This window comes from Xanthomonas sp. NCPPB 1062, from assembly GCF_041481705.2.
Taxonomy (GTDB): Bacteria; Pseudomonadota; Gammaproteobacteria; order Xanthomonadales; family Xanthomonadaceae; genus Xanthomonas; species Xanthomonas euvesicatoria.
Genome location: NZ_CM192987.1, coordinates 81,031 through 100,635, shown reverse-complemented (window position 1 = coordinate 100,635; position 19,605 = coordinate 81,031). Strand labels below are relative to the sequence as shown.

Sequence of the window (19,605 nt, the reverse complement as noted above, 5' to 3'; positions counted from 1 at the left end):
GACCGAGGTGGTCTTTAGACCTGGCAGCAGGCGGTCCGCCGTCGTGGGCGCGGACCGCATCGCCAAGGCTGTACGGCGGGCGCTTTCAGGATGCATTGCGCCCGGAGCACCAACCATGACGCCCTCCTTGCCCTGGTTGGTCGGTGCGGCATTGCTGCTGATCGCCGTCATCGGCTGCGTGCGGCTGGTGCGGGCGCACCACCGGCAGCCGTATGCGCGCACCCGGCTCTGGCTGCTGTTCGCCGCCCAACCGTTGCTCGCGGTACTGCTCTATCCGGTGCTGCTGCCCCCGCCGCGCGCCGGTACCGGTGGGGAACTGCATGTCGCCACCGCCAGCACCGCCGCCGGGCAGATCTCCACCGGCGACCTCGCGCGCTGGGTCGCCCTGCCCGAGGCGCCCGCATTACCCGGCGTGATGCGCGTGCCGGACCTGGCCACCGCACTGCGGCGCGCACCCGGCACCACGGCGCTGGTGGTGCATGGCAGCGGCCTGCCCGCGCGCGACCGTGAGGGCCTGAACATTCCGCTGCGGCTGAAGCTCAGCCCCGCCCCACGCGGCGTGGTCGCGGTCTCGCCCCCACCGCCAGTCGCCCCGGGCGACACCATTGCGGTGTCTGCGCAGGTGCAGGGCCTTCCCGACGCGCGCGTGGAACTGCTCGATCCGGCCGGGCAGGTGGTGGACAGCGCCGTGGCCGACCGCGCCGGCCGCGTGCGCCTGCGCGGCCTGGCGCGCGCGCCGGGCCAGGTGCTGTTCGCCGTGCGTGCACGCGATGCCGCCGGTGCAGAACGCAGCCGCGTGGAGGTACCGGTGCTGATCGCTGCCATGGCGCCGATGCGCGTGCTGCTCCTGGCCGGCGCGCCGCAGCCGGAGCTGAAATACCTGCGCCGCTGGGCCAGCGATGCCGGGCTGGACGTGCGTAGCCAGATCGCGGTCGGCGCTGGCGTGCAACTCGGCGAGGGCGCCGCGCTGGATGCGGCCAGCCTGGACCGGCTGGACCTGCTGATCGTCGACCCGCGCCGCCTGGTCGCACTGGGTGCTGCGCAGCGCCAGACCTTACGCGCCGCGATCCAGCGCGGCCTGGGTGTCTTGGTGCGCACCGACGGGCCGCTGGACGCCAACACCCGCGCTGCGCTGGCCGCGCTCGGCCTCGGCGTCAGCGGCGGCAGCACCAGCAGCCCGGTGCCCGCACCGCAGCGACTCTCGCCGCCGGCCGCGCCCGCGAATCCTGCCGGCGGCCCCGGCGACGCCCTGACGCTGGCGCCGCTGCAACGTCGCGACCTGCAACCGCAAGCCACCGACGCCCTGGTCGCCGCCCGCGCCGACGATGGCAGCGCCCTGGGCTGGTGGCGGGCCCAGGGCCGCGGGCGCATCGGCATCGGCCTGGTGGAAGACAGCTTCGCGCTGGTGCTGGCCGGCCGCAGCGATCTGCACGCCGCGCTCTGGGCGCAGTTGTCCGGCGCCGTCGCCCGCCCAGGCGGCGCGCTGCCCACCCCGGTGCAGGAAGGCTGGTCGCAACACCGCATGCCGCTGTGCGACCTGCACGCCGACGCCTTGGTGACCGACCCTGACCGGGCTCGCCACCCATTACTGCCGGAACGCAACGGCAATGGGCCGCGTTGCGCCGGCTACTGGCCGGCAACCCCCGGCTGGCATCGCCTGGAGAGCGGCAACACCCAACGCTGGCTCCATGTCCGCGCGCCCAATGAAGCGCCGGCCCTGTACGCACAGCAAAGCCGCCTCGCCACCATCGCCCTGGCGGCCGGCGCTGCCTCCGCACCCATTGCACACCCTGCTACCCAACCCGGCGCGCGCTGGCCGTGGCTGCTGGTCTGGCTCGGCGCGGCCGCCGCGTTGTGGTGGTTTGAGCGAAAGCGACCTTCGCAACGGGTGCCGTAACAAGCGCTTGAACGACCTAGGAAAGGCGGCGTTGCAGATCGACGTTGCCAAGGGCGGAATGGCCCGCTGCACAGAGTCGCGCGTGGTCTTGAATCCCGCGGTGCGATTCGCAGCAGACGGCTCACCGGTGCGTCATTTGCGCCTCGCGACGCAGCACGCGTTGGATTCCACACGCAAATGCGCAGGCTTGTCGCTACACGGTGAGACTTCGCGCCGAACCAACAACATGCCCATCAAGTCCGCCCAGCAGTGCCGGTGATTAACTCGCCGCCGTCAGCCGCCGCCACACCCGGCAATGATTGTTCGCCGGCAAGGCCACGTCATCGATCAACTGCAACCCCACCGATGCCGCCAACGCATCCACCGCTTCGGCATCGCGAATACCCGAGGCAGGGTCGCGCTCGCGCAGCATGGTGTCGAAGGCGCGATTGCTGTCGCTGGTGAATTGCCCATCGCGGTTGAACGGCCCGTAGATCGCCAGCACCACATCGGGCGCCATCACCGCGGGCAATCCGGCGAACAAGGCCTGCACCTGCAGCCAGCCCATGATGTGCAAGGTATTGGCGCTGTAGATCGCATCGAAGCCGCGCTGGCCGCCACGCAGCACCGGCAGGCTGGGCGGCGGTGCGAGCCCGGGCGTGGGCGTGGGCACGGCCTGCAGTGCAATCGGTGGCGGCGTGTTCGGCAGCGCCGCCTCGTCCAGCCATTGCCGCATGCCGGCAAGATGATCGAGGTGATCGCTGGCCTGCCACTGCAACCATGGCATCGCCGCAGCGAAATGCACTGCGTGTTGCCCGGTGCCCGCACCGATTTCCAGCACCTGCTGCCGGTCGGCGAAATGCGTGCGCAGTACCTCGAGAATGGGGTCGCGGTTGCGCGCGGACGCTGGCGAAAACGGTTTGGGCATCATCGGCATCTGTCGTGGTTGCGGCGATTATCGCGCCCAAGCATCGCTTGGCGGCAACCGTTCGGTGAACCGGATGCCGCGGCCCTTCGCCCGCAGCGCGTTTCGTTGCGTTGCGTTGGGCCAGCGTCACCCGTGGCTGCGACACCTACTGCACGATGACCTTGCAGTCATCTGCGACCTTCGCATGCAGCGGCACGCATCACCGCGGCGGCGGCAATGCCTCGTACGCGCGCCGCACCGCATCTTCGCCGAAGCGACGCTCCAGCCGACGCACGATGAAATGTCCGCGCGCCATCGCCTGGAAGTGGCGCATGAACACGGTATTGAGCGTGGCGCCGCTGACTGCGCCGACCAGCGGCACTGCCTGCACGGCGAGTTTTTCGCCCACGTTGACCGAAAACTTCGCCGCGATGCGCGAGACCAGCGAGACCAACGCCGGTGCGCCCTTGCTGGCAAAACCGTGTGCGGCCACGTAGCTGGCCGCCGCACTCAATTGCTGCGCCATCGCCGCACGTACTGCGAAGTAGCCGGATTCGGCGCCGTCGTCGCTGGCGCTGCGCCCGCCATGCGCCAGCACTTCCAGGCACGCCAGCGCGGTGTCCGGGTCGTGCAGCGATTCACCTTCGGCACGGGCGATATCGGCGATGGAGCGCAGCATCACCGTGGTGGTCACCGGCACCTCCACCATCAAGCCCGGCAGGCCGAAAAACCCGCCTGCACCGCCGGAAACCGCCACCGCCAGCGTATGCCGCGTCGTGGATGCCGGTTGCTGCGCATCGGCCTTGCCGCGCAGGCTCAGCAACGCCGATTTCATCGCCACCTGAAGTGCGCGACGGGTCACGCCGTCGATGCTGCGGGTCACTACTTTGGGAAGCCGTTTGGTGATCAGGCTCTCGATCGGCGCGCCCAGCGCATTGGCCAGTTGCGCTGCCACGCCGGGGTTTTCCAGCAATGCGTGGGCCGTGGCCAGATCGCGCTGCGCGGCAGCGTCCATCACCGGTATCGGAAGCGTCGTCATGCCTGCTCATCATGGTTGGGACCTGGCCGATGGTACCCAGCGCGATGTGAGTGCCGCACAAGCGAACCGGACCCTGTTGGGCCTGCAGCGCAATTGGCTGTTAAAATGCGGCAATCATCGGCGTCCAAGCAGCGAATGCTCACCAGATGAATTGCGAGATCCGCCACAGCATCGTCATTGCCGCCGCGCCGGAAGTGGTCTGCGCCGCGTTGTCCGAGCCCAGGCAGCTTGCGCGTTGGTGGACCCGTGAAGTGAGCCTGGCCGACGATCTGGTGCGCCTGGACTGGAGCCGGCAGGGCTGGCGTGTGGAACTGAGCATCGACGAAGGCGCCGATCACCAACTGGTGTGCTGGCGCTGCCACGACTCCAACATGCTCGACACCGACGCCTGGAAAGGCACGGTGATGCGCTTTGAGCTGCGCTCCATCAGCCAGGGCACGCAGGTGGATTTCGTGCAGTCCGGGTATCGCGATTCGCCGTGCAAGGAGGCCTGCGCGCGTGGCTGGCGCTTCTTTCTCGGCAGCAGCCTCAAACGCTATGTGGAAACCGGCGAAGGCGCGCCGTCGGCCGATATGCGCATGCCCGTGTTGCCAGAGCACAACCCGTACACCGCACGCTAAAGGCAGCAGCGGCGAACCGCAGCATCGTGCAACGCGCTGCGTCGATCACGGGCAACAGCATGTGGACCTGAAACTTGGCGAAGCGAAGTTTCCACCCATCCTGTGCGTGACGAACAAGCACAGCCAACACCGCTGCTACGCAAACCGCCAAGCGGTTGCTCGCGACGGTTTTATTAGCCCGCCGACCGTCATCTTCAAAGGTTCCGGCCGTCGCCTGCCTTCACATTGGCGGCGATGCGCAGCGTCATCGCCCGCATCGCCTCTGGCGTGATCTCATCGGTTGCTGCAACAGCACCGCATGCGCCTGAAGCCACAAATGCATGCCGTGCGAATCGCCGACAACTCACGCCGTGCGCGGTTGGCCCATCGACGCTGTGGTGGTGACCGGCAATTGCGCATCCACCGTCACCGGGCTGTCGGCCTGCAGCAGGGCGCGCGCTTCGGCATCGCTGGCCACCGCCGGCGGCGAGCCGCGTAGCGGCAATCCCGCGGTTTCGCGCACGAACAGCATCGTCAGCAAGCCGATCGCCGCTGCGCCCATCAGGTAGTACGCCGGCACCAGCGGGTCGCCGGTACGCTCCACCAGCCAGGCGGTGACCAGCGGCGTGGTGCCGCCAAACAACGACACCGACACGTTGAAGGCAATCGACAACGCGCTGTAGCGCACCGGCGTGTAGAACAGCGCCGGCAAGGTGGACGGCATCGAGCTGGTGAAGCACACCAGGGCCAGGCCAAGCAGCATCAGCCCGGCGAAAATCAGCCCGTCGTTGCCGCTACCGACCAGCAACAGGCACGGGATCGCCAACGCAAACAACGCGATGCAGGCACCGATGATCATCGGCCGCCGGCCCAGTTTGTCGCTGAACATGCCGCCGACGATGTTGAGCGGCATCATCACCAGCATCACCAGGATGATCAGCAACAAGCCCTTGCTCTCGGCGTAACCCATCGTGACGCTGAGATAGCTGGGCATGTAGGTCAGCAGCATGTAGTCGGTGACGTTGAACACCAGCACCAGGCCCACGCACTTGAGCAGTTGCGGCCAATGCAGGCGCAGCAGCGTGGTCAGGCCCTGCGCGGCGGTCTGCCGTTCGCGCTGCTCGGATTGTTCGGTATAGGCGCGAAATGCCGGGGTCTCTTCCAGCTTCATGCGCATGTACAGGCCCAGCAACCCCAACGGCCCGGCGATCAGGAAGGGCACGCGCCAGCCCCAATCGAGCATCTGCGCCGGAGTCACGCTCATGTGCAAGGCGGTCACGGTGGCGGCGCCGGCGATGTAGCCACCCAGCGTGCCGAACTCCAGCCAGCTGCCCATCAGGCCGCGATTGCGGTCGGTGGCGTATTCGGCAATGAAGGTGGCCGCGCCGCCGTATTCGCCGCCGGTGGAAAATCCCTGCAGCAAACGCGCCAGCAACAGCAGTGCAGGCGCCCATAAGCCAATGCGCTCGTAAGCCGGAATCAGGCCGATACTGAAGGTGCCCAGCGCCATCAGGATCATCGTGGCGGCCAGGACTTTCTGGCGCCCGTAACGGTCGCCGAGCGGTCCGAAGACCATGCCGCCGATCGGCCGCACCAGAAAGGCCACGGTGAAGGTGGCGAAGGTCGCGATCAATTGTGCGGTGGGGTTGCTTGCCGGGAAGAACACCTGGCCCAGCGTCACCGCCAAATAGCCGTATACGCCGAAGTCGAACCACTCCATTGCATTACCGAGCGCCGCAGCGCCGACGGCCTTGCGCAGCATGCTGCGGTCCACCACGGTGACGTCATCCAGTTGCAGCTGGCGGCGGCGTTTGAACCAGCCAAAGTGCGAACGCATCGCGCGGGCATCGTGCATTTATGGTCTCCGTAAGTTGCGCCCGGGATATCTCGTCGGGCGCAGGCCGTCGCTACCCACACGCCCTGGCAACGCACAGGACACGGCACATCACGCAAGTACGGCAACGCATTGCACTTAGATGACACCGGAGGCATTCCCGGACGGCCGCGTGGATTCAACGACGCTGCGGGACAGACGACCAAGGGATGGGCATTGCCCAAGGGCTTGATCAGTGCGCTATGTTACTACAGCCGGCCGATCGATGCAGGCGCGACGGCGCCAGGCGCGCAAAACACCTTGTTTTCTGGCCGATTCATCTGCACTGGTGCGCGATGCGTACGCGCCCGTCCGCTGTGTACGCATCCGCTGCGACGATGTCGCGCACGCCCTGCGTGACGCAGCACCTGCAGCAGCACGATGCATCGCAAGCCCGCTTTTTACAGAGAATGAAAACCTGCTGCGCCTGCGTCAGGCGACCGCACGCCAACGTTCGTCAGCGATGCTCAGCGCCGTGCAAGCGCATCTCAAGGCGATGCGATGTTGCGTGCAATCAGGCTGCATCCAGCAGCGACAACAGGTCTTGCAGGTCCTCACGCGTTTGCGGTCTGACTGCGCGTGCCAGTTCCTGCCCGTCGCGCAGCAGGATAATGGTGGGCCACAGTTTGACGCGAAAAGAGCGGCCCAGCGGCCGCCCTTTCCCGTCTTCGATCTTGCGGTAGTCGATCGCTTCGTATCCGCCCAACAGCTTTTGCAGCAGCGGCTGCGCGGCAATGCAGTGGCCGCACCAGTCGGTACCGAATTCCAGAACCTGCAAACCGGTCTGTGCCTCCACTGCGCTGCGTTCCGGGGCCTGGGAGGCGTACTGGCGAACGAAGCCCATCGTCTGGATGCTCCGCTTGATTACGACAAGGCGCGCTGGATATCTTCCAGCGGCAGGTTGGTCAGATCCTTGGCCAGGTCGCCCACCAGGCGCTGCTGGGTTTCCTTGTGCAGCAACGGGCGCACGCGGCCCAAGGTGGTCGGGTCGGCCACCAGCACCAGGTGCGTGTACTCGTGCTTCAAGGCGCCATCGTTCAAGGCGTGCGAGAGCTGCTTGGCGAATGTCATTTCGTCCAGGTCTGTTTCGGTGAGATCTTGCGGCGCCTTGCCGGCCGGGCCGTCGTCATCGACGTTCTGCACGTCGGTGCGCGCGTGCTGGCGCAACACCACCTTGGATTCGTTGCCGGTGTTGGTGAACCAGCGGGCTTCGCCGCCGTCGGCCACCACTACCAAGGCGCCCTGAGGAATTTGCAGACTCATCCCATTTCTCCTGATCGATGTTGACACTGCCACTGCAGCGCCAGTCGGTCTCAACCTAGGCGAGAAGATGTAAGGATTGCGCCTAGCCGGTGTCAGCAGCGCGTTAGGGCTGCGCGTCGAACTTCGGCAACGGCAGCTGCGCTGCCTGCTGAAAAAAACGCGCGATGGCGCGTAGCGCCTGCTGGCTTTTTCCGTGGGGCGTGGGAAATGGAAGCTGTGCCGCGGCCGGCCCGCACCCGCACGGCGGCGAGCGCAGGTGTTGTTCGTTGCTGGGCATCCGCTCGGCAACGCGGCGTCATCGCGTGCGCTACGCCGGCAGTGTCCGAGCGAGGGACGTGGCGCCCTCACCTGAGCGATTGCATCGTCGTACACCGGGCACTGCATCAGCCCAGATAGGGGCGCTCGCTGGCAAACAACAGCTGCTGGGCGCCACGCCGCCATGCATCCGGGCAGCGCTGGCCCAGTAGGACCGCCGCCATCGTGTAGGCCAGGCCGCGGCCGACCAGGCTCACGCCGCCCAACGCCGCTTCGGCCTGCTGCTGGCTGCCGCCGGCCTGTACCGCGTCGAAGAACCGGGCGATGTAGGCGCCATCTTCGCCGGTCCCTTGCAGGGTTGCCGCACGCAACGCATCCGTCTGCCAGCCCTCGCGCGCGGCCAGTGCCCAGGCGCTCGGTGCAGTGATCGGGTCGAGCCCGGCGCTTTCGGGTAGCACGCGTGCCTGCTGCAGCAATGCGGCGCTGGCGCCATGGGACGCGGCCGCGAGCCGGACGATGCGCGCCTGCACGTCGGCATCGGCGGCCGCCTCTGTCACTGCCGTGTCCAGTTGCCCGTGGGCCAGGGCGTAATAGCTGTGGTACGGCGTGCCCTGGGTGCGCTCACCGCCCTCCAGTGCCACGATCGATGCCAGTGATGGCGACTGCTGCGCCATGCCTGGCAGGTCCGTCGCCAGGCCGCGGTAGCGCTGCAAACGCGCCAGCAGCGGCAGCACTTCATCGGCCAGTGCCGGCGCGCGCGCTGCCTGTTCGTACAGCGCCTGGGCTTGCGGCAGATGCAGCTGACCGACCTGCACGGCCGCTGCAGCGCGCTGCAGCCACGGGTCATTCGGCCAGCGCGCCTGTGCGGCGACAAACGCCTGGTCGCGTTCGGGGGTATCGCTGCGGCAGCGGATCGCCGCGTACTGCAATGCAGGCGCATCCGGATGCGCCTGCGCAGCGGTAGTCTGCTGGCCGCACACCTGCGCCCGTTGCTCGGGCGTGGCGATGTCCTGCTGCATCCGCAGCGCCACCACGTCTTGCCGGTTGCGCTGCAGGCGCTCGGTCAAAATGGCGGGCAAGGCCTGTGGCGCTGCGCTGCGCAATTGCTCCATCCACTGCTCCAGATACGCCGAGTCCGCAGCGTCCCAGCGCGCATGCGCGGTGATCAGCGCCAGATCGCGCTCCGGTCCCAGCTCGCCCAACAGCTCGTGGGGCGAACGCCCGGACACGGCCGTGAGCACGTCGCGGTACTGGCCGCCCTTGCCGCTGACCTTCTGCGGCGGCTCGCTGAAGATGTCCTGCGCCTGGGTGCGTTCCCAGCGTGTGGTGCTCAGGCTGCGCGTGGTGTCTTCGCTGGCCGAGCCGTAGCTGGCACGCCAGTTCAGCAGCAGCGCGGCACCGGCCACGTTGTAGGCGAACTGGCCGCCGTGGCCGCCGCTGGGCGCATCGAAACGTTCGATCGCCGCGCCGTTGGCGGTGCGGGTTTCCACATGATGGGTCGAACGCTCTGACAGGCGAAACACATGGCGCTCATTGGCCGGGATGGTGGCCGACTGCCCGTCGATAGCCACCGTCACGGTCTGCTGCAAACCGTTGTAGGCGACCACTTCGGCCATGCCCACCGCGCCGCCGGCCCACAACACGCCAGCCACGATCGATGCGGCCACCGCCACCCGCGCCACCGACGGAAACACGCCGTCGGCGGCCAGAAAGCGCTGCCACAGGTTCTGCCGCAGATCGCGTTGGCGCATCTCGCCCGGCAGGCGGATCGGGTAGTCGGTCGGTGCCGCCGGAGGGGTGGCGTCGGTTGGCGAGGTGTCGCCGCTGCGCAGTCGCTCGGCCACGGCGTTTTCTGCACGCAGCAACTCTTCCAGGCTGGCATCGCGCAATGTGCCCAGGGCGTCCAGGGTGACTTGCACCCAGCTGCCGGCGGCCTTCATCCAGGCATTGATGTTGTTCTCGTCGGCCTCGACCAGACCAAATTCCGGCAGGCACTGCGACCACTGCGGCTTGCCCAGGGCCTGCGCCAGCGGCGCGTTCATCTGCACCTGGCCGGCTTGCGCATACACCTGACCCAGCGCGCGTTGCACCTGATTGCAGGCCGCCACCAGCTTGCGCAATTCCTTGGACGAGACGCGGCCATCGGCGATCACGCTCTGGAAGGTCTGCAGGTACAGCAGATTGGCGTCTTCCAGATCGGCGATGGTGTGGTCGGTGTAATGCAGCACGGCCAGATAGCCACGCAGCAGCGCCGGCCAGCCGCCGCCGATACGGTTGGCTGCCGCCAGGTGCACGCTGCGGCAACGTTGATCATGGCCGCTGACGCGCGCACGCAGCACCCGCAGCTCGTCGTCCAGCTCGGCGATCACCGCCGGCAGCTGCGTGCGCGACAACGTGGTGCCCTTCCAGGTCACCACCCCGCCGGCGGCGCGCAACCCGCCATCCATCAGGCCTTGCAAGGTGGCGCGTTGGCGCTCGCGCTCGCGCAGTTGTTCGATCGCCTGGCCATCGTCGGGCAGGTACAGGCCGTCCAGCGCCTGCAGCAGGTCGCCGGACGGCAGCGGCGTGGCATACAGCTCGTCCAGGGTGCGCGCGGTACGCGTGCACGAGCGCCCCAGGTACAGCCCTTGGTAGCGCCGCGACAACGACAACGCGGCGAAGTCGCGTTCCAACTGCTCCAGCGAAACGGCAGTGTCCACGCAGGTGGGCGCCTGGCCGTTGAACATGCCCAGCGACACGCGTTCACGCAGCGCCTGGGCATCGTGCAGCAGCTCCATCGCCGGGCGCGCATCGATGGGGCAGGCGATGTAGCGGCGCTTGAGATTCTCCTCGCGTGCGGCGCTGGGCGGATGCGTGGCCCACATCTGCGAGGGCTGTGCGATTTCGCCATGAAACAGCCGGTGCATCGGCGCTGTCTCGGTCGGTACCGCCGGCACCGCCCCATGGCCGGGGTCGTTCAACACCACGCGCATGTGTTCGATGATGCGCGACTGGATGGCGAACAGATCCTTGACCGGGCGGTCCTGGGCGAATTCGCGCGCGGCAAAGCGCAGCGCGCGCTGGAAGCCGTCATCGGCCGCTTCCAGCTTGTGCAGTGCATGCACCAGCGCATCGCTGCCGGTGAGCGATGCGGCGACCAGGTCGGCCTGATATTCCATCTCGCGCGAGAGGGCGCGTTGCGCCAGTACCACGCCGCGGAAGGCGATTTCGACCAGCGAGCGGATCGACCACACGATCAACGACAGCCCCCAGCCGATCCACGCCACGCGCAGGTCGATGCGCGACAGCGTGGCCAGTATGCGGTCCAGCGCATCGCGCTTGCCCACGATGTGCGCGGCAATCTGCTGGGCGATATACACCCAACGGCCGACCGCCATGGTGCGCTGGGCGAAATGCCCGAATTCATGGGCCAGCACCGCCTTCAATTCGCCCAGGTTGAGCACATTGACCAGGCCCAGCCCGATATCCAGATTCTTGCGCGAGGGCAGCAGCAGATTGATCAGCGACAGGTCGTAGAACACCCCGGCGTTGACCTGCGCCGACAGGTACACCTTGTGCGGGCGCGGTGCCCCGGCATCGTCGGCCAGCCGGTACAGGAAGGCGAACAGCGCCGGCTGCTCGGCGGGGGTGAGTTCCAGCGCGCGGGTGTCGCGTTCGGCGCGCTTGTTGAACACCAGCGCCTTGGCCATGAACACCGCCAGAAACACCGCGCCGGCGGCCACCACCCAAAGCCAGAACGCCTGCTCGCCACCGGAACCCTGCAGCAAGCCGGCGACCAGCCGGTAGGCGGTCCAGCCGAACCACACCAGCAGGCCCAGGTACACGGCGATGAAACCGCCCAGGCCGAGCATGGCCAGCCAGGCGTTGCGACGATAGTTGCTGCTGGGCGCAGTGAGCTGTTCCGGCACCACGGCCGGGCCTTGCGGATAGAGCGATTCCATTCGTGTCCCCTGATGAGTGGCCGGGCGCCACGCAGTCGTTCGGCATCCCGGCCGTGCGATTCGATCCGCCGGGCGCGCTGTCCCCTCGCCCCGGCAGCGCAGAAAATAGCCGAGCGCGGCGACAAAATCCATGTGACCTGCGCGGCGCAGCACATGCCCGCCGCACGAGAGCCGCAGCGCGGCTGTCAGGCAGTCATGCCCGGGCTGCGGCGCGCTCGGCCTGCACCTGCTGCACCGCCTGCATGGCCGAGCGGGTCAGTGGCGTGGGCAGGGCATCGAGTGCGAACCAGCCGAGTTCCAGCAGCACCTGCGGTTCGCGCAGCACCGCCTGTTCCGGGCCCTGGATGCTGGCCAGATACACCGGCGCCACCCAATGCTGCGGCGGGTCCATGTCCGGCTCGAAGTGGCTGACCACGCAGAGCACGCGCTGCGGGTGCACCTGCAGGCCGGTTTCTTCGAGCACTTCGCGCACCACCGTGGCTTCCACGGTTTCCATCCAGTCCACCTTGCCGCCGGGCAGCCCCCAATGGCCTTGCTCGGGCGCACGCCCGCGCAGCACCAGCAACAGGCGGCCATCGACGCGCTGGATGAAGGCACCGCAGCCAACGCGCGGGCGTAACTCGGAAGACATCGGCATCAGCAACTCTCGCAGACTCTGGCCCGTCAGTGTCCTAGATGTGGTGGCTGCGGGGAATGCTGGCCGGCCTGTTCGATCGCCACGCCTTGGCACTGAGGAGCGCCACCCAGGAAGCAACGGCGGCAGCGCGCAACTGCGGAAGGCATGCGCCTATCGCGGTATGGCAGTGCCGGCGCGCGATTACACCGCCTTAGCACCGCATTGGCGAGGATGGCCGCCTTTCCGCGCCATGTCGGCGCGCAGCTGTTGGAGAGATGCATGTCTCGAATTCTCGTCATCGGTGGCCACGGCAAGGTGGCGCGCCTGCTCGCGCCGCTGTTGGTGCAAGGCGGGCATCAGGTCACCGCGCTGTTCCGCAACCCTGCACACGAAGACGACGTGATGGCCGATGGCGCCACGCCGGTGGTGTTCGATATCGAACACGCACAGACCGATGCCATCGCCGCGCAACTGGCCGGTCACGATGCGGTGGTGTGGTCGGCCGGGGCGGGCGGCGGCGAGGCGGCGCGCACCTACGCGGTGGATCGCGATGCGGCCATTCGCTCCATGCATGCGGCCGAGCAGGCGCGCGTGCGGCGCTATGTGATGGTGTCCTATCTCGGCGCAGGGCTGGAACACGGCATCGGGCCGGACGATGCCTTCTTCGCCTATGCGCAGGCCAAGGCCGCTGCCGATGCGCACCTGCGCAGTACCACGCTGGACTGGACCGTGCTCGGCCCCGGCCGGCTCACCCTGGACCCGCCCTCGGGCCGCATCACCCGCGACCCGGGCAGCGATGCCGAAGGCGGCGTCTCGCGTGCCAACGTGGCGCAGGTGATCGCCGCCGCACTGGCAACGCCGGGCAGCATCGGCAAAACGATCGGCTTTATCGACGGGCAGACCCCCATTGCGCAGGCGCTGTCGCAGCTGGAATGAACGCAACACCCCATGCGATCCGCACTGCACGCGGCCACCGGCGCCGGCTAACGAATTCCTAAAGCCGGCGCCCGCATAGTCGCTGGCGCAGCCATTGTGGAGGTCGCTTATGTCCGCGTTTGTCAGCGCGCGCCGCGCCGGGATCCTGCCGCCGTATCTGCTCGAACATGTGGCGCAGGCTGCGCCCGCACACGCGCGCCAGTGCGCGCTGCTTTCGCGGCAAATCACCGCCCAGCTACGGCAGCAGCGCGCACTGGGGCTGCTGGCACGCGCCGATGCGCCGGCGGCAGATGCCAAGGCGCAACAGACCGCCCCGGCGGTGCAGCGGCGCATCTACGATGCCCAGCAAGGCACCGCCCTGCCCGGCACCCTGGTGCGTGACGAAGGTGCCGCCGCCACCCAGGACGTGGCGGTGACCGAAGCCTACGACTACCTGGGCGCGACCCACGATTTTTTCCAGACCGTGTACGGGCGCAATTCGATCGACGCGGCGGGCATGCCGCTGATCGGCAGCGTGCATTACGAGCGTGGCTACGACAACGCGTTCTGGAACGGCGAGCAGATGGTGTTCGGCGACGGCGACGGCGAGGTGTTCAACCGCTTCACCATCGCCCTGGATGTGGTCGGGCACGAGCTCACCCACGGCGTCACCGAGCGCACCGCCAACCTGATCTATCAAGGCCAGTCCGGTGCCTTGAACGAATCGATTTCGGACGTGTTCGGCGTGCTGATCAAGCAGTACACGCTGCGCCAGAGCGCCGACCAGGCCGACTGGATCATCGGCGCCGGCTTGCTGATGCCCGGCATCAAGGGCGTAGGCCTGCGCTCGATGCAGGCGCCCGGCAGCGCGTACGATGACCCGGCGCTGGGCAAGGACCCGCAGCCGGCGACCATGGCCGGCTATGTCGACACGCAAGAGGACGATGGCGGCGTGCACTACAACTCCGGCATTCCCAATCACGCGTTCTATCGGGCCGCCGTCGCGATCGGTGGTGCGGCGTGGGAGAAGACCGGGCGCATCTGGTATCGCGCGCTCACCGGTGGCGAACTGGCCGCCAGCGCGGACTTCGCCACCTTCGCCGCGCTGACCGTCGAGGTGGCCAGCGCCGAGTACGGCGCCAACAGCAGCGAAACCGCAGCAGTGCAGCAAGCCTGGCGCGACGTGGGCGTGCTCGCATGAGCCCACAACGGCCACCGGTGGAAACCGGCGTGACCTTGCGACTGGCGCGCGAAGGCGGGGTGGCGGCGTTTCCGGCCATGCGCCGCGAGCGCCAGTTGGCGATGGATGCGCTGGACGATGCGCAGCGGGTGCGACTGCGCAGCGTGCTGGATCAGTGCATGGCGCACGCGTTGCCGGCGCCGCAGGCCGGCGGTGGCGATCGCCGCTATTTCAGCATCGTCTGGGATGGCGCCAGCGAGCCGCTGCGCATCCCCGAAGAACATGCACCTGCGGAAATCGTGCAGCTGTGGAAGCAGGGCACGCTGTAGCGCAGGTCGATGGCCGCAATGTGACCTGGAAGGCACCGCTCTACAGCGGCGCGTGCGATGCGCGGCATTGGCTTCTTACCCAAACGAAGACACCGCGCGGTGCGCGGTGTCTGTCGGTGAGCGAATGTGGTCCAACTGCGGATGCCTGCACCCTTTAAGCTGCCTAGATGCTCTAGGGCTGCACAGCTGGTGATGCATAGTGGCGCGCGCCGCGTTAGCGCGACGTGCAGCGCAGCGGTCAGTCTGAAGACATGCCTCTCATCGCTGCACTGCACCAAGCACGCGGTGCGCGGCAGCCGATCAATTCTCCGGATGCGCTTCCACCAGATGCGCCAACAGCATCAACGAATCCTGCCAACCCAGCTAGCAGGCGTGTAGCGGAATCTGCGCGGGAATGCCTTCCTGCACCACGTGCAGATCGGTACCGCACGGCAGCGTATGCAACTGCACCGTGGTGACCATGGTGCCAGGCAGCGAGGGGTCGTCGAACGCATCGTCGTAGCGCAACAGCACGTTGGGTTGCAGCTCGCGGTAGGTGCCGCCGAACGCATGGCGCTGGCCATTGGCGAAATTGGTGAACGCCATGCGGAAGGTGCCGCCGACATGCGCATGCAAATGCTCCACGGTGCAGGTGAAGCCATTGGGCGGCAGCCACTTGGCCACCGCATCGGCTTGGAGGAAGGCGCGATAGATCCGCTCGGGGCTGGCACGTATGACGCGGTGGAGCGTGACGGTGGACATGGGCACTCGCTTGGGCAGAGAACGTCTCTGCATGCTAGCCATGAACCGGCCGTTGCACATCATCGGCAGGCCATGGCCCGCGTGCGCCACTATCGCGCCCGGGCGGCGGCGGCTCGGCGAGGTATGAGCTGCTGCCTGCTGCACGCACTGCGTTGCCCCAGCCCGCAACGACGCGACGTTGGCCTGCTGCATGTGCGCGCCAGCCTGCCCGAGAGTCCGACGGCAATGTCCAGCGACACACCCTCGCATTGCCGCCGCGACCGGCTTCGCGGATAGTCGCCGCACTGATCAGACGATTTTTCCATGATGCTCGTCACTGTGTTGCTGCTCGCCGCCGGACTGCTAGGTGCCGTTGTGCTCGCCGGAGGTCTGTGGTGGTTGCTGGCGCGACGCCGCGACGCCAAGGCCGATGACATCGCGCCGCCGTCGGCAAGCAATGCGTCCACAGCACATGCCTCGCCCTCGCCCTCGCCGATTGCACCGGCACCATCGCCCGCCGCGCCGCTGCAGCAGCCCGTGCCGCCGCCGGCTGCGCAGACGTTGCAAATCGAACCACCGCCGATGCGCCCGCTGTTGCGGCGCATGTATGCGGCGGTGATGGCCACGCCATCGCTGGCCGAGGGCACGCTGCCCACCGACCCCGCCCAGGCCGAGGTGTTGGCCGCCGTCGCCGCCGCGCTCGAACAAGTCGACCTGCGGCCGCAATTGCTGCCGCGTCGCCCGCACCTGTTGCCGCAGCTGATGCGTGCGGTGAACGATCCCGATGCCTCCGGCCGCGGCATCGCCGCGATCATCGCGCAGGACCCCGCGTTGGCAGCCAACCTGCTGCGCATCGCCAACAGTGCGCTGTACCGCCCGCAAGGCGGTCCGCTGGAAAGCCTGGAGCGCGCGGTCGTGCATATCGGCACCGAAGGCGTGCGCCAGATCGTCGCCGCGGCCGTCATGCAGCCGGTGCTGAGCCTGGATGGCGGGCTGTACTCACGCCTGCCTGCCGCCGTGTGGGATTACGCCCTGCGCACCGCCACCGCCGCTGCCGCCTACCTGCGCGAACGCGGCGGCGACACCTTGTCCGGTCAACTCGCCGGCTTGCTGCAGGGCCTGGGCGCGATCGTGATCCTGCGCGTCCTGCGCGACACCTACGCCGAGCGCCGCGGCGTGCCCTACAACCTGGAGGTAGCCGCCGCCCTGGTCGAACGCCATACCGCCGCCGTGGCCAAGACCATTGCCACCGCCTGGGACCTGCCGCCACAGCTCGGCACCGCGCTGGACGAACAGCGCCCCGAACACGACACCAGCCTGCTCGCCACCCCGCTCGGCCTGGCATTGCGCTACGGCCGCCTCGCCGCCGCCCTGGCCATGCTCGCCCGCCACGGTGCCGAGCACGAAGACCGCGCGCTCGGCATCCTGGCCACCCTGCAGCCGGACAGCGACGCCAACGCCGCACTGTGGCAGCGGCTGGTGGCAGCGAGCGTGGAGTGAGTTGCAGTAACGCTACGGCCGTTGCTTACCGCAGCATCCCAGCGTCAATCAGCCGATGACCATGTCCACTGCATGCCTTGAAGATTCGGCTTAGCCAGGCCCTGCTAGCTGCAGCTGGCGCAAATGCACTAACGCAATTAGTGCATTCGCAACTGGGGCATCCGGATGCAAGCGCACATCATGCTCACGCCGGCGCGCACAGACTGGCCGGGTTCCCCAAACGACGAGCAACATCCATGGATAAGAATCGTATCGACGGTGCCGCCAAGCAGGTCAAGGGCTCGGTCAAGGAAGCCATCGGCCGCGTCACTGGCGACAAGAGCACCGAACTGGAAGGCGCCGCCGAAAAGAATGTTGGCAAGGTGCAGCGCAAGGCCGGCGAAGTTGCCGATGACGTGCGCGACGCTGTCAAATCGAATAAGTAAATCGGGTGCATGATCGGTAGGCGGATGCCTGCCGTGCTGTAAACCGCATCAGGACTATGCGTCGCGTACATCGCACGCAGTGATGTAGCGCAAGCAGCGCTCGATCACCAACGCCCCGACCTGGTCGGGGCGTTGGCGTTTTGGCACGCGGCGCTGACGCTGTATCGCACGTATGGAACAGCAGGCTGGCGTGCATACCGAACCGGGTCTGCAGGTGGGTATGCATATTGGCGAGCGCCTTGCCAGCACCGGGACTATGGGGGCTACTCACTGATGGCAGCGCCTGGCGTGACGGATGCGAGACGGAAGGTAACCATCTCATCACCCGCGGCCGCAGCTTCGCCGCCTCACGCCAGCTGCTACGCAGTGCAGCACGCGGCAATGCGAGCCGCACCAATGCAGCAGCCTAGGCGATGTTTTCCGCATTGCAGAAGACATCGGCACCTGCACCGCAAGCCCATATACCGATGCCGATGCAGGATTCGTGGCCGCGCTGGAAGCGGCGCAGCGGCATGAGCGCGACAGGCATGCCGTCGAGGCGACGCGATGAGTGGTGACGTCGGCTGCTTTGAAGGGCATGAGTTAGAGCAAGCGATACCGTTTGGAAGCCACGCTTTTCGAAGAATCTGCCTGTTGACAACAAGAGTTAGTATCCCTAACTTCACCAGCATCCGAAAGACATCGGAGCTGTGGTTGATGGAAGACAGCAGAGAGGAACGCGTAGTGTTCCCGCAGGTGACGTGGCTGCTCAAGATCATCGCGACTTCGACCCGGGCCGATGACGTTATGTCAGGACGGATTCGAGATGGTATGCGTGCACCGATCTGCCGCTGAGTCACATGCTCAGTGGAGCAGCGATGCTATGAGTGAATCCTTTGCGCGGAAGTGATCCCGCGACCTGCCTTGCTCAAGTACGATGACCTGCCTACGTGTACGGATCGCGTATGAGACCCACCAAGGTTGCAATGTTCTCAGTTGCCATCCTCTGCGTAACTTCGCTATGTGCATGCGCACATACACTTGTTAAACCTACTTCGCCACTTCCAAAAAAGCCGCGTGCAATGACGACGCCTGATACTTCAATGGTCAACCCTACGCTCAGCGCTGTTGAGATTGGCGAAAGATTTTCCTGATTAGCCCTGACTCTCAGCCATGAAAATTGCTCGCTGCACGCAGGACCGGCTCTGGACATGGGTTGGATTGCATCATGGCCGTGGCAAGTCGCGGCAGCATCTCGCGCAAGCGGAATCGACGATTAAAACGATAGGCCGCTTCTCCCAGGTAGCGCCTTGCGTATTTGCCTTGCGCGATAGCGTGATACACGCCGCTGATGGCGCGTTTGAGATTGCCCAGCACCACGTTGAGCCAACGTGCACCGGCCGTTTCGGTCGCGGCACGACCACCGCCAGTGTCCAGCGTGGTGTGCGCGTGGCCGGCGTCTTCCAGCCGGCGGAAGCAGGCCAGCCCATCGGTGTAGACCTCGCATTCGGGCGCCAGGCGACGGGCAATCCAGTCCTGCAGCGAGGTGTTGTCGAAGCTGCGCACCGGCTCAATCACCACAAAGCGCGGCGCGGTGAAGGTGGCATCGGTCTGCACCGCAATCAGGAACGCTTGTTTGTTCTCTGATCCGCGTCCGGCCTTGCCACCGTTACGCTCGCCGCCGAGATAGGCATCGTCGATCTGCACGAAACCCGCCAATTTCCGCGTGGCTTCACGCTCGGCCATGACCTGCATGATCTTGTGCTTCATCCGCCAGGCCGTCTTGTAGTTAACCCCCAGATGACGCATCAGCTCCAGTGCGGCCATGTTGGTTTTGGTCGAGGTCAACAGGTGCAAGGCCAGCATCCAGGTGCGCAGCGGCAGTTTGGTGCCTTCGAACATCGTGCCTGCCATCAGACTGGTCTGATGCCGGCACGCGCTGCATTGGTAGTAGATCGCAGCACGCCGCTTGAAACGCGAGCGCACGCGCCCGGCACAAACAGGGCAACGAAAGCCCTGCGGCCAACGCCACGTGTAGAGCGCGCGATAGCACTTGGCCTCGGTGCCGTAGAACGCGAAGAACTCAGGCATCGACAATCCAGCCTGGAACTGCACCGCATTGATGCTCATCACGTCACCTCGTTGGCTTCAGAGTGACAGCAGCATCCACCCAGCGCGGCGCAGATCC

General features: G+C 66.8%; 15 protein-coding genes and 1 pseudogene. 7 read left to right on the top strand and 9 right to left on the bottom strand.

Going from position 1 to position 19,605, the window contains the following annotated elements:
• The first annotated feature begins 115 nt into the window (after positions 1-115).
• Positions 116-1,897, top strand: a complete 1,782-nt coding sequence (locus ACCQ16_RS00440) for a carboxypeptidase-like regulatory domain-containing protein (RefSeq protein WP_277573438.1) — start codon at positions 116-118, stop codon at positions 1,895-1,897.
• A 259-nt stretch (positions 1,898-2,156) separates the two neighbouring features.
• On the opposite strand, the gene ACCQ16_RS00435 is transcribed toward ACCQ16_RS00440, so the two are convergent.
• Both ACCQ16_RS00435 and ACCQ16_RS00430 read right to left on the bottom strand, forming a co-directional pair.
• Positions 2,157-2,813, bottom strand: a complete 657-nt coding sequence (locus ACCQ16_RS00435; protein WP_122272045.1) for a DUF938 domain-containing protein — start codon at positions 2,811-2,813, stop codon at positions 2,157-2,159.
• 190 nt (positions 2,814-3,003) lie between these two features.
• Positions 3,004-3,798 (bottom strand): EcsC family protein, encoded by a 795-nt coding sequence (locus tag ACCQ16_RS00430; RefSeq protein ID WP_372380340.1) that lies wholly within the window; start codon positions 3,796-3,798, stop codon positions 3,004-3,006.
• Between the two features lie 170 nt (positions 3,799-3,968).
• Between ACCQ16_RS00430 and ACCQ16_RS00425 the strand changes: the two genes are divergently transcribed.
• Entirely contained in the window at positions 3,969-4,442 is a 474-nt protein-coding gene (locus ACCQ16_RS00425) for an SRPBCC family protein (RefSeq protein WP_008577858.1), read from the top strand.
• A 343-nt stretch (positions 4,443-4,785) separates the two neighbouring features.
• On the opposite strand, the gene proP is transcribed toward ACCQ16_RS00425, so the two are convergent.
• From proP to ACCQ16_RS00400, 5 genes are all read right to left on the bottom strand, one after another.
• Positions 4,786-6,276, bottom strand: a complete 1,491-nt coding sequence (gene proP, locus ACCQ16_RS00420; protein ID WP_014088919.1) for a glycine betaine/L-proline transporter ProP — start codon at positions 6,274-6,276, stop codon at positions 4,786-4,788.
• Between the two features lie 532 nt (positions 6,277-6,808).
• On the bottom strand, positions 6,809-7,138 hold the full coding sequence (locus ACCQ16_RS00415; RefSeq protein ID WP_008577855.1) for a thioredoxin family protein: 330 nt from the start codon (positions 7,136-7,138) through the stop codon (positions 6,809-6,811).
• Positions 7,139-7,158: 20 nt separating this feature from the next.
• Positions 7,159-7,557 carry a host attachment family protein gene (locus ACCQ16_RS00410; RefSeq protein WP_008577854.1) on the bottom strand — a complete coding sequence of 133 codons (399 nt, stop codon included), beginning with the start codon at positions 7,555-7,557 and terminating at the stop codon, positions 7,159-7,161.
• A 383-nt stretch (positions 7,558-7,940) separates the two neighbouring features.
• Positions 7,941-11,663, bottom strand: a complete 3,723-nt coding sequence (locus tag ACCQ16_RS00405) for a M48 family metallopeptidase (protein WP_277573441.1) — start codon at positions 11,661-11,663, stop codon at positions 7,941-7,943.
• A 283-nt stretch (positions 11,664-11,946) separates the two neighbouring features.
• Complete coding sequence (locus tag ACCQ16_RS00400) at positions 11,947-12,390, bottom strand: NUDIX domain-containing protein (protein ID WP_029818138.1); 444 nt, start codon at positions 12,388-12,390, stop codon at positions 11,947-11,949.
• A 258-nt stretch (positions 12,391-12,648) separates the two neighbouring features.
• Between ACCQ16_RS00400 and ACCQ16_RS00395 the strand changes: the two genes are divergently transcribed.
• From ACCQ16_RS00395 to ACCQ16_RS00385, 3 genes are all read left to right on the top strand, one after another.
• Positions 12,649-13,305, top strand: coding sequence for an SDR family oxidoreductase (locus tag ACCQ16_RS00395; RefSeq protein WP_218499722.1), 657 nt, complete (start codon positions 12,649-12,651; stop codon positions 13,303-13,305).
• A 109-nt stretch (positions 13,306-13,414) separates the two neighbouring features.
• Positions 13,415-14,485 (top strand): M4 family metallopeptidase, encoded by a 1,071-nt coding sequence (locus ACCQ16_RS00390; protein WP_277573439.1) that lies wholly within the window; start codon positions 13,415-13,417, stop codon positions 14,483-14,485.
• Complete coding sequence (locus ACCQ16_RS00385; RefSeq protein WP_005917446.1) at positions 14,482-14,793, top strand: protealysin inhibitor emfourin; 312 nt, start codon at positions 14,482-14,484, stop codon at positions 14,791-14,793. The genes ACCQ16_RS00390 and ACCQ16_RS00385 overlap by 4 nt, the downstream gene beginning before the upstream one ends.
• 300 nt (positions 14,794-15,093) lie before the next feature.
• Here ACCQ16_RS00385 and ACCQ16_RS00380 read toward each other — a convergent pair.
• Positions 15,094-15,624, bottom strand: a pseudogene (locus ACCQ16_RS00380) (SRPBCC family protein).
• 213 nt (positions 15,625-15,837) lie between these two features.
• On the opposite strand from ACCQ16_RS00380, the gene ACCQ16_RS00375 reads away from it, so the two are divergent.
• Both ACCQ16_RS00375 and ACCQ16_RS00370 read left to right on the top strand, forming a co-directional pair.
• Positions 15,838-17,013 carry an HDOD domain-containing protein gene (locus ACCQ16_RS00375; protein WP_122272043.1) on the top strand — a complete coding sequence of 392 codons (1,176 nt, stop codon included), beginning with the start codon at positions 15,838-15,840 and terminating at the stop codon, positions 17,011-17,013.
• A gap of 236 nt (positions 17,014-17,249) precedes the next feature.
• Positions 17,250-17,438: a CsbD family protein gene (locus tag ACCQ16_RS00370; RefSeq protein WP_008575250.1), complete on the top strand. Its 189-nt coding sequence runs from the start codon at positions 17,250-17,252 to the stop codon at positions 17,436-17,438.
• 1,146 nt (positions 17,439-18,584) lie between these two features.
• Here ACCQ16_RS00370 and ACCQ16_RS00365 read toward each other — a convergent pair.
• Positions 18,585-19,547 (bottom strand): IS1595-like element IS1595 family transposase, encoded by a 963-nt coding sequence (locus ACCQ16_RS00365; RefSeq protein ID WP_011347617.1) that lies wholly within the window; start codon positions 19,545-19,547, stop codon positions 18,585-18,587.
• Positions 19,548-19,605: the final 58 nt, after the last annotated feature.

What these genes read in the sequence shown, in the direction of transcription:
- ACCQ16_RS00435 (WP_122272045.1), bottom strand. Translation starts at nt 2,813, where the DNA reads ATGCCGATGATGCCCAAACCGTTTTCGCCAGCGTCCGCGCGCAACCGC.
- ACCQ16_RS00370 (WP_008575250.1), top strand. Translation starts at nt 17,250, where the DNA reads ATGGATAAGAATCGTATCGACGGTGCCGCCAAGCAGGTCAAGGGCTCG.
- ACCQ16_RS00400 (WP_029818138.1), bottom strand. Translation starts at nt 12,390, where the DNA reads ATGCCGATGTCTTCCGAGTTACGCCCGCGCGTTGGCTGCGGTGCCTTC.
- ACCQ16_RS00415 (WP_008577855.1), bottom strand. Translation starts at nt 7,138, where the DNA reads ATGGGCTTCGTTCGCCAGTACGCCTCCCAGGCCCCGGAACGCAGCGCA.
- ACCQ16_RS00365 (WP_011347617.1), bottom strand. Translation starts at nt 19,547, where the DNA reads ATGAGCATCAATGCGGTGCAGTTCCAGGCTGGATTGTCGATGCCTGAG.
- ACCQ16_RS00390 (WP_277573439.1), top strand. Translation starts at nt 13,415, where the DNA reads ATGTCCGCGTTTGTCAGCGCGCGCCGCGCCGGGATCCTGCCGCCGTAT.
- ACCQ16_RS00440 (WP_277573438.1), top strand. Translation starts at nt 116, where the DNA reads ATGACGCCCTCCTTGCCCTGGTTGGTCGGTGCGGCATTGCTGCTGATC.
- ACCQ16_RS00425 (WP_008577858.1), top strand. Translation starts at nt 3,969, where the DNA reads ATGAATTGCGAGATCCGCCACAGCATCGTCATTGCCGCCGCGCCGGAA.
- proP (WP_014088919.1), bottom strand. Translation starts at nt 6,276, where the DNA reads ATGCACGATGCCCGCGCGATGCGTTCGCACTTTGGCTGGTTCAAACGC.
- ACCQ16_RS00430 (WP_372380340.1), bottom strand. Translation starts at nt 3,798, where the DNA reads ATGGACGCTGCCGCGCAGCGCGATCTGGCCACGGCCCACGCATTGCTG.
- ACCQ16_RS00405 (WP_277573441.1), bottom strand. Translation starts at nt 11,663, where the DNA reads ATGCTCGGCCTGGGCGGTTTCATCGCCGTGTACCTGGGCCTGCTGGTG.
- ACCQ16_RS00410 (WP_008577854.1), bottom strand. Translation starts at nt 7,557, where the DNA reads ATGAGTCTGCAAATTCCTCAGGGCGCCTTGGTAGTGGTGGCCGACGGC.
- ACCQ16_RS00385 (WP_005917446.1), top strand. Translation starts at nt 14,482, where the DNA reads ATGAGCCCACAACGGCCACCGGTGGAAACCGGCGTGACCTTGCGACTG.
- ACCQ16_RS00395 (WP_218499722.1), top strand. Translation starts at nt 12,649, where the DNA reads ATGTCTCGAATTCTCGTCATCGGTGGCCACGGCAAGGTGGCGCGCCTG.
- ACCQ16_RS00375 (WP_122272043.1), top strand. Translation starts at nt 15,838, where the DNA reads ATGATGCTCGTCACTGTGTTGCTGCTCGCCGCCGGACTGCTAGGTGCC.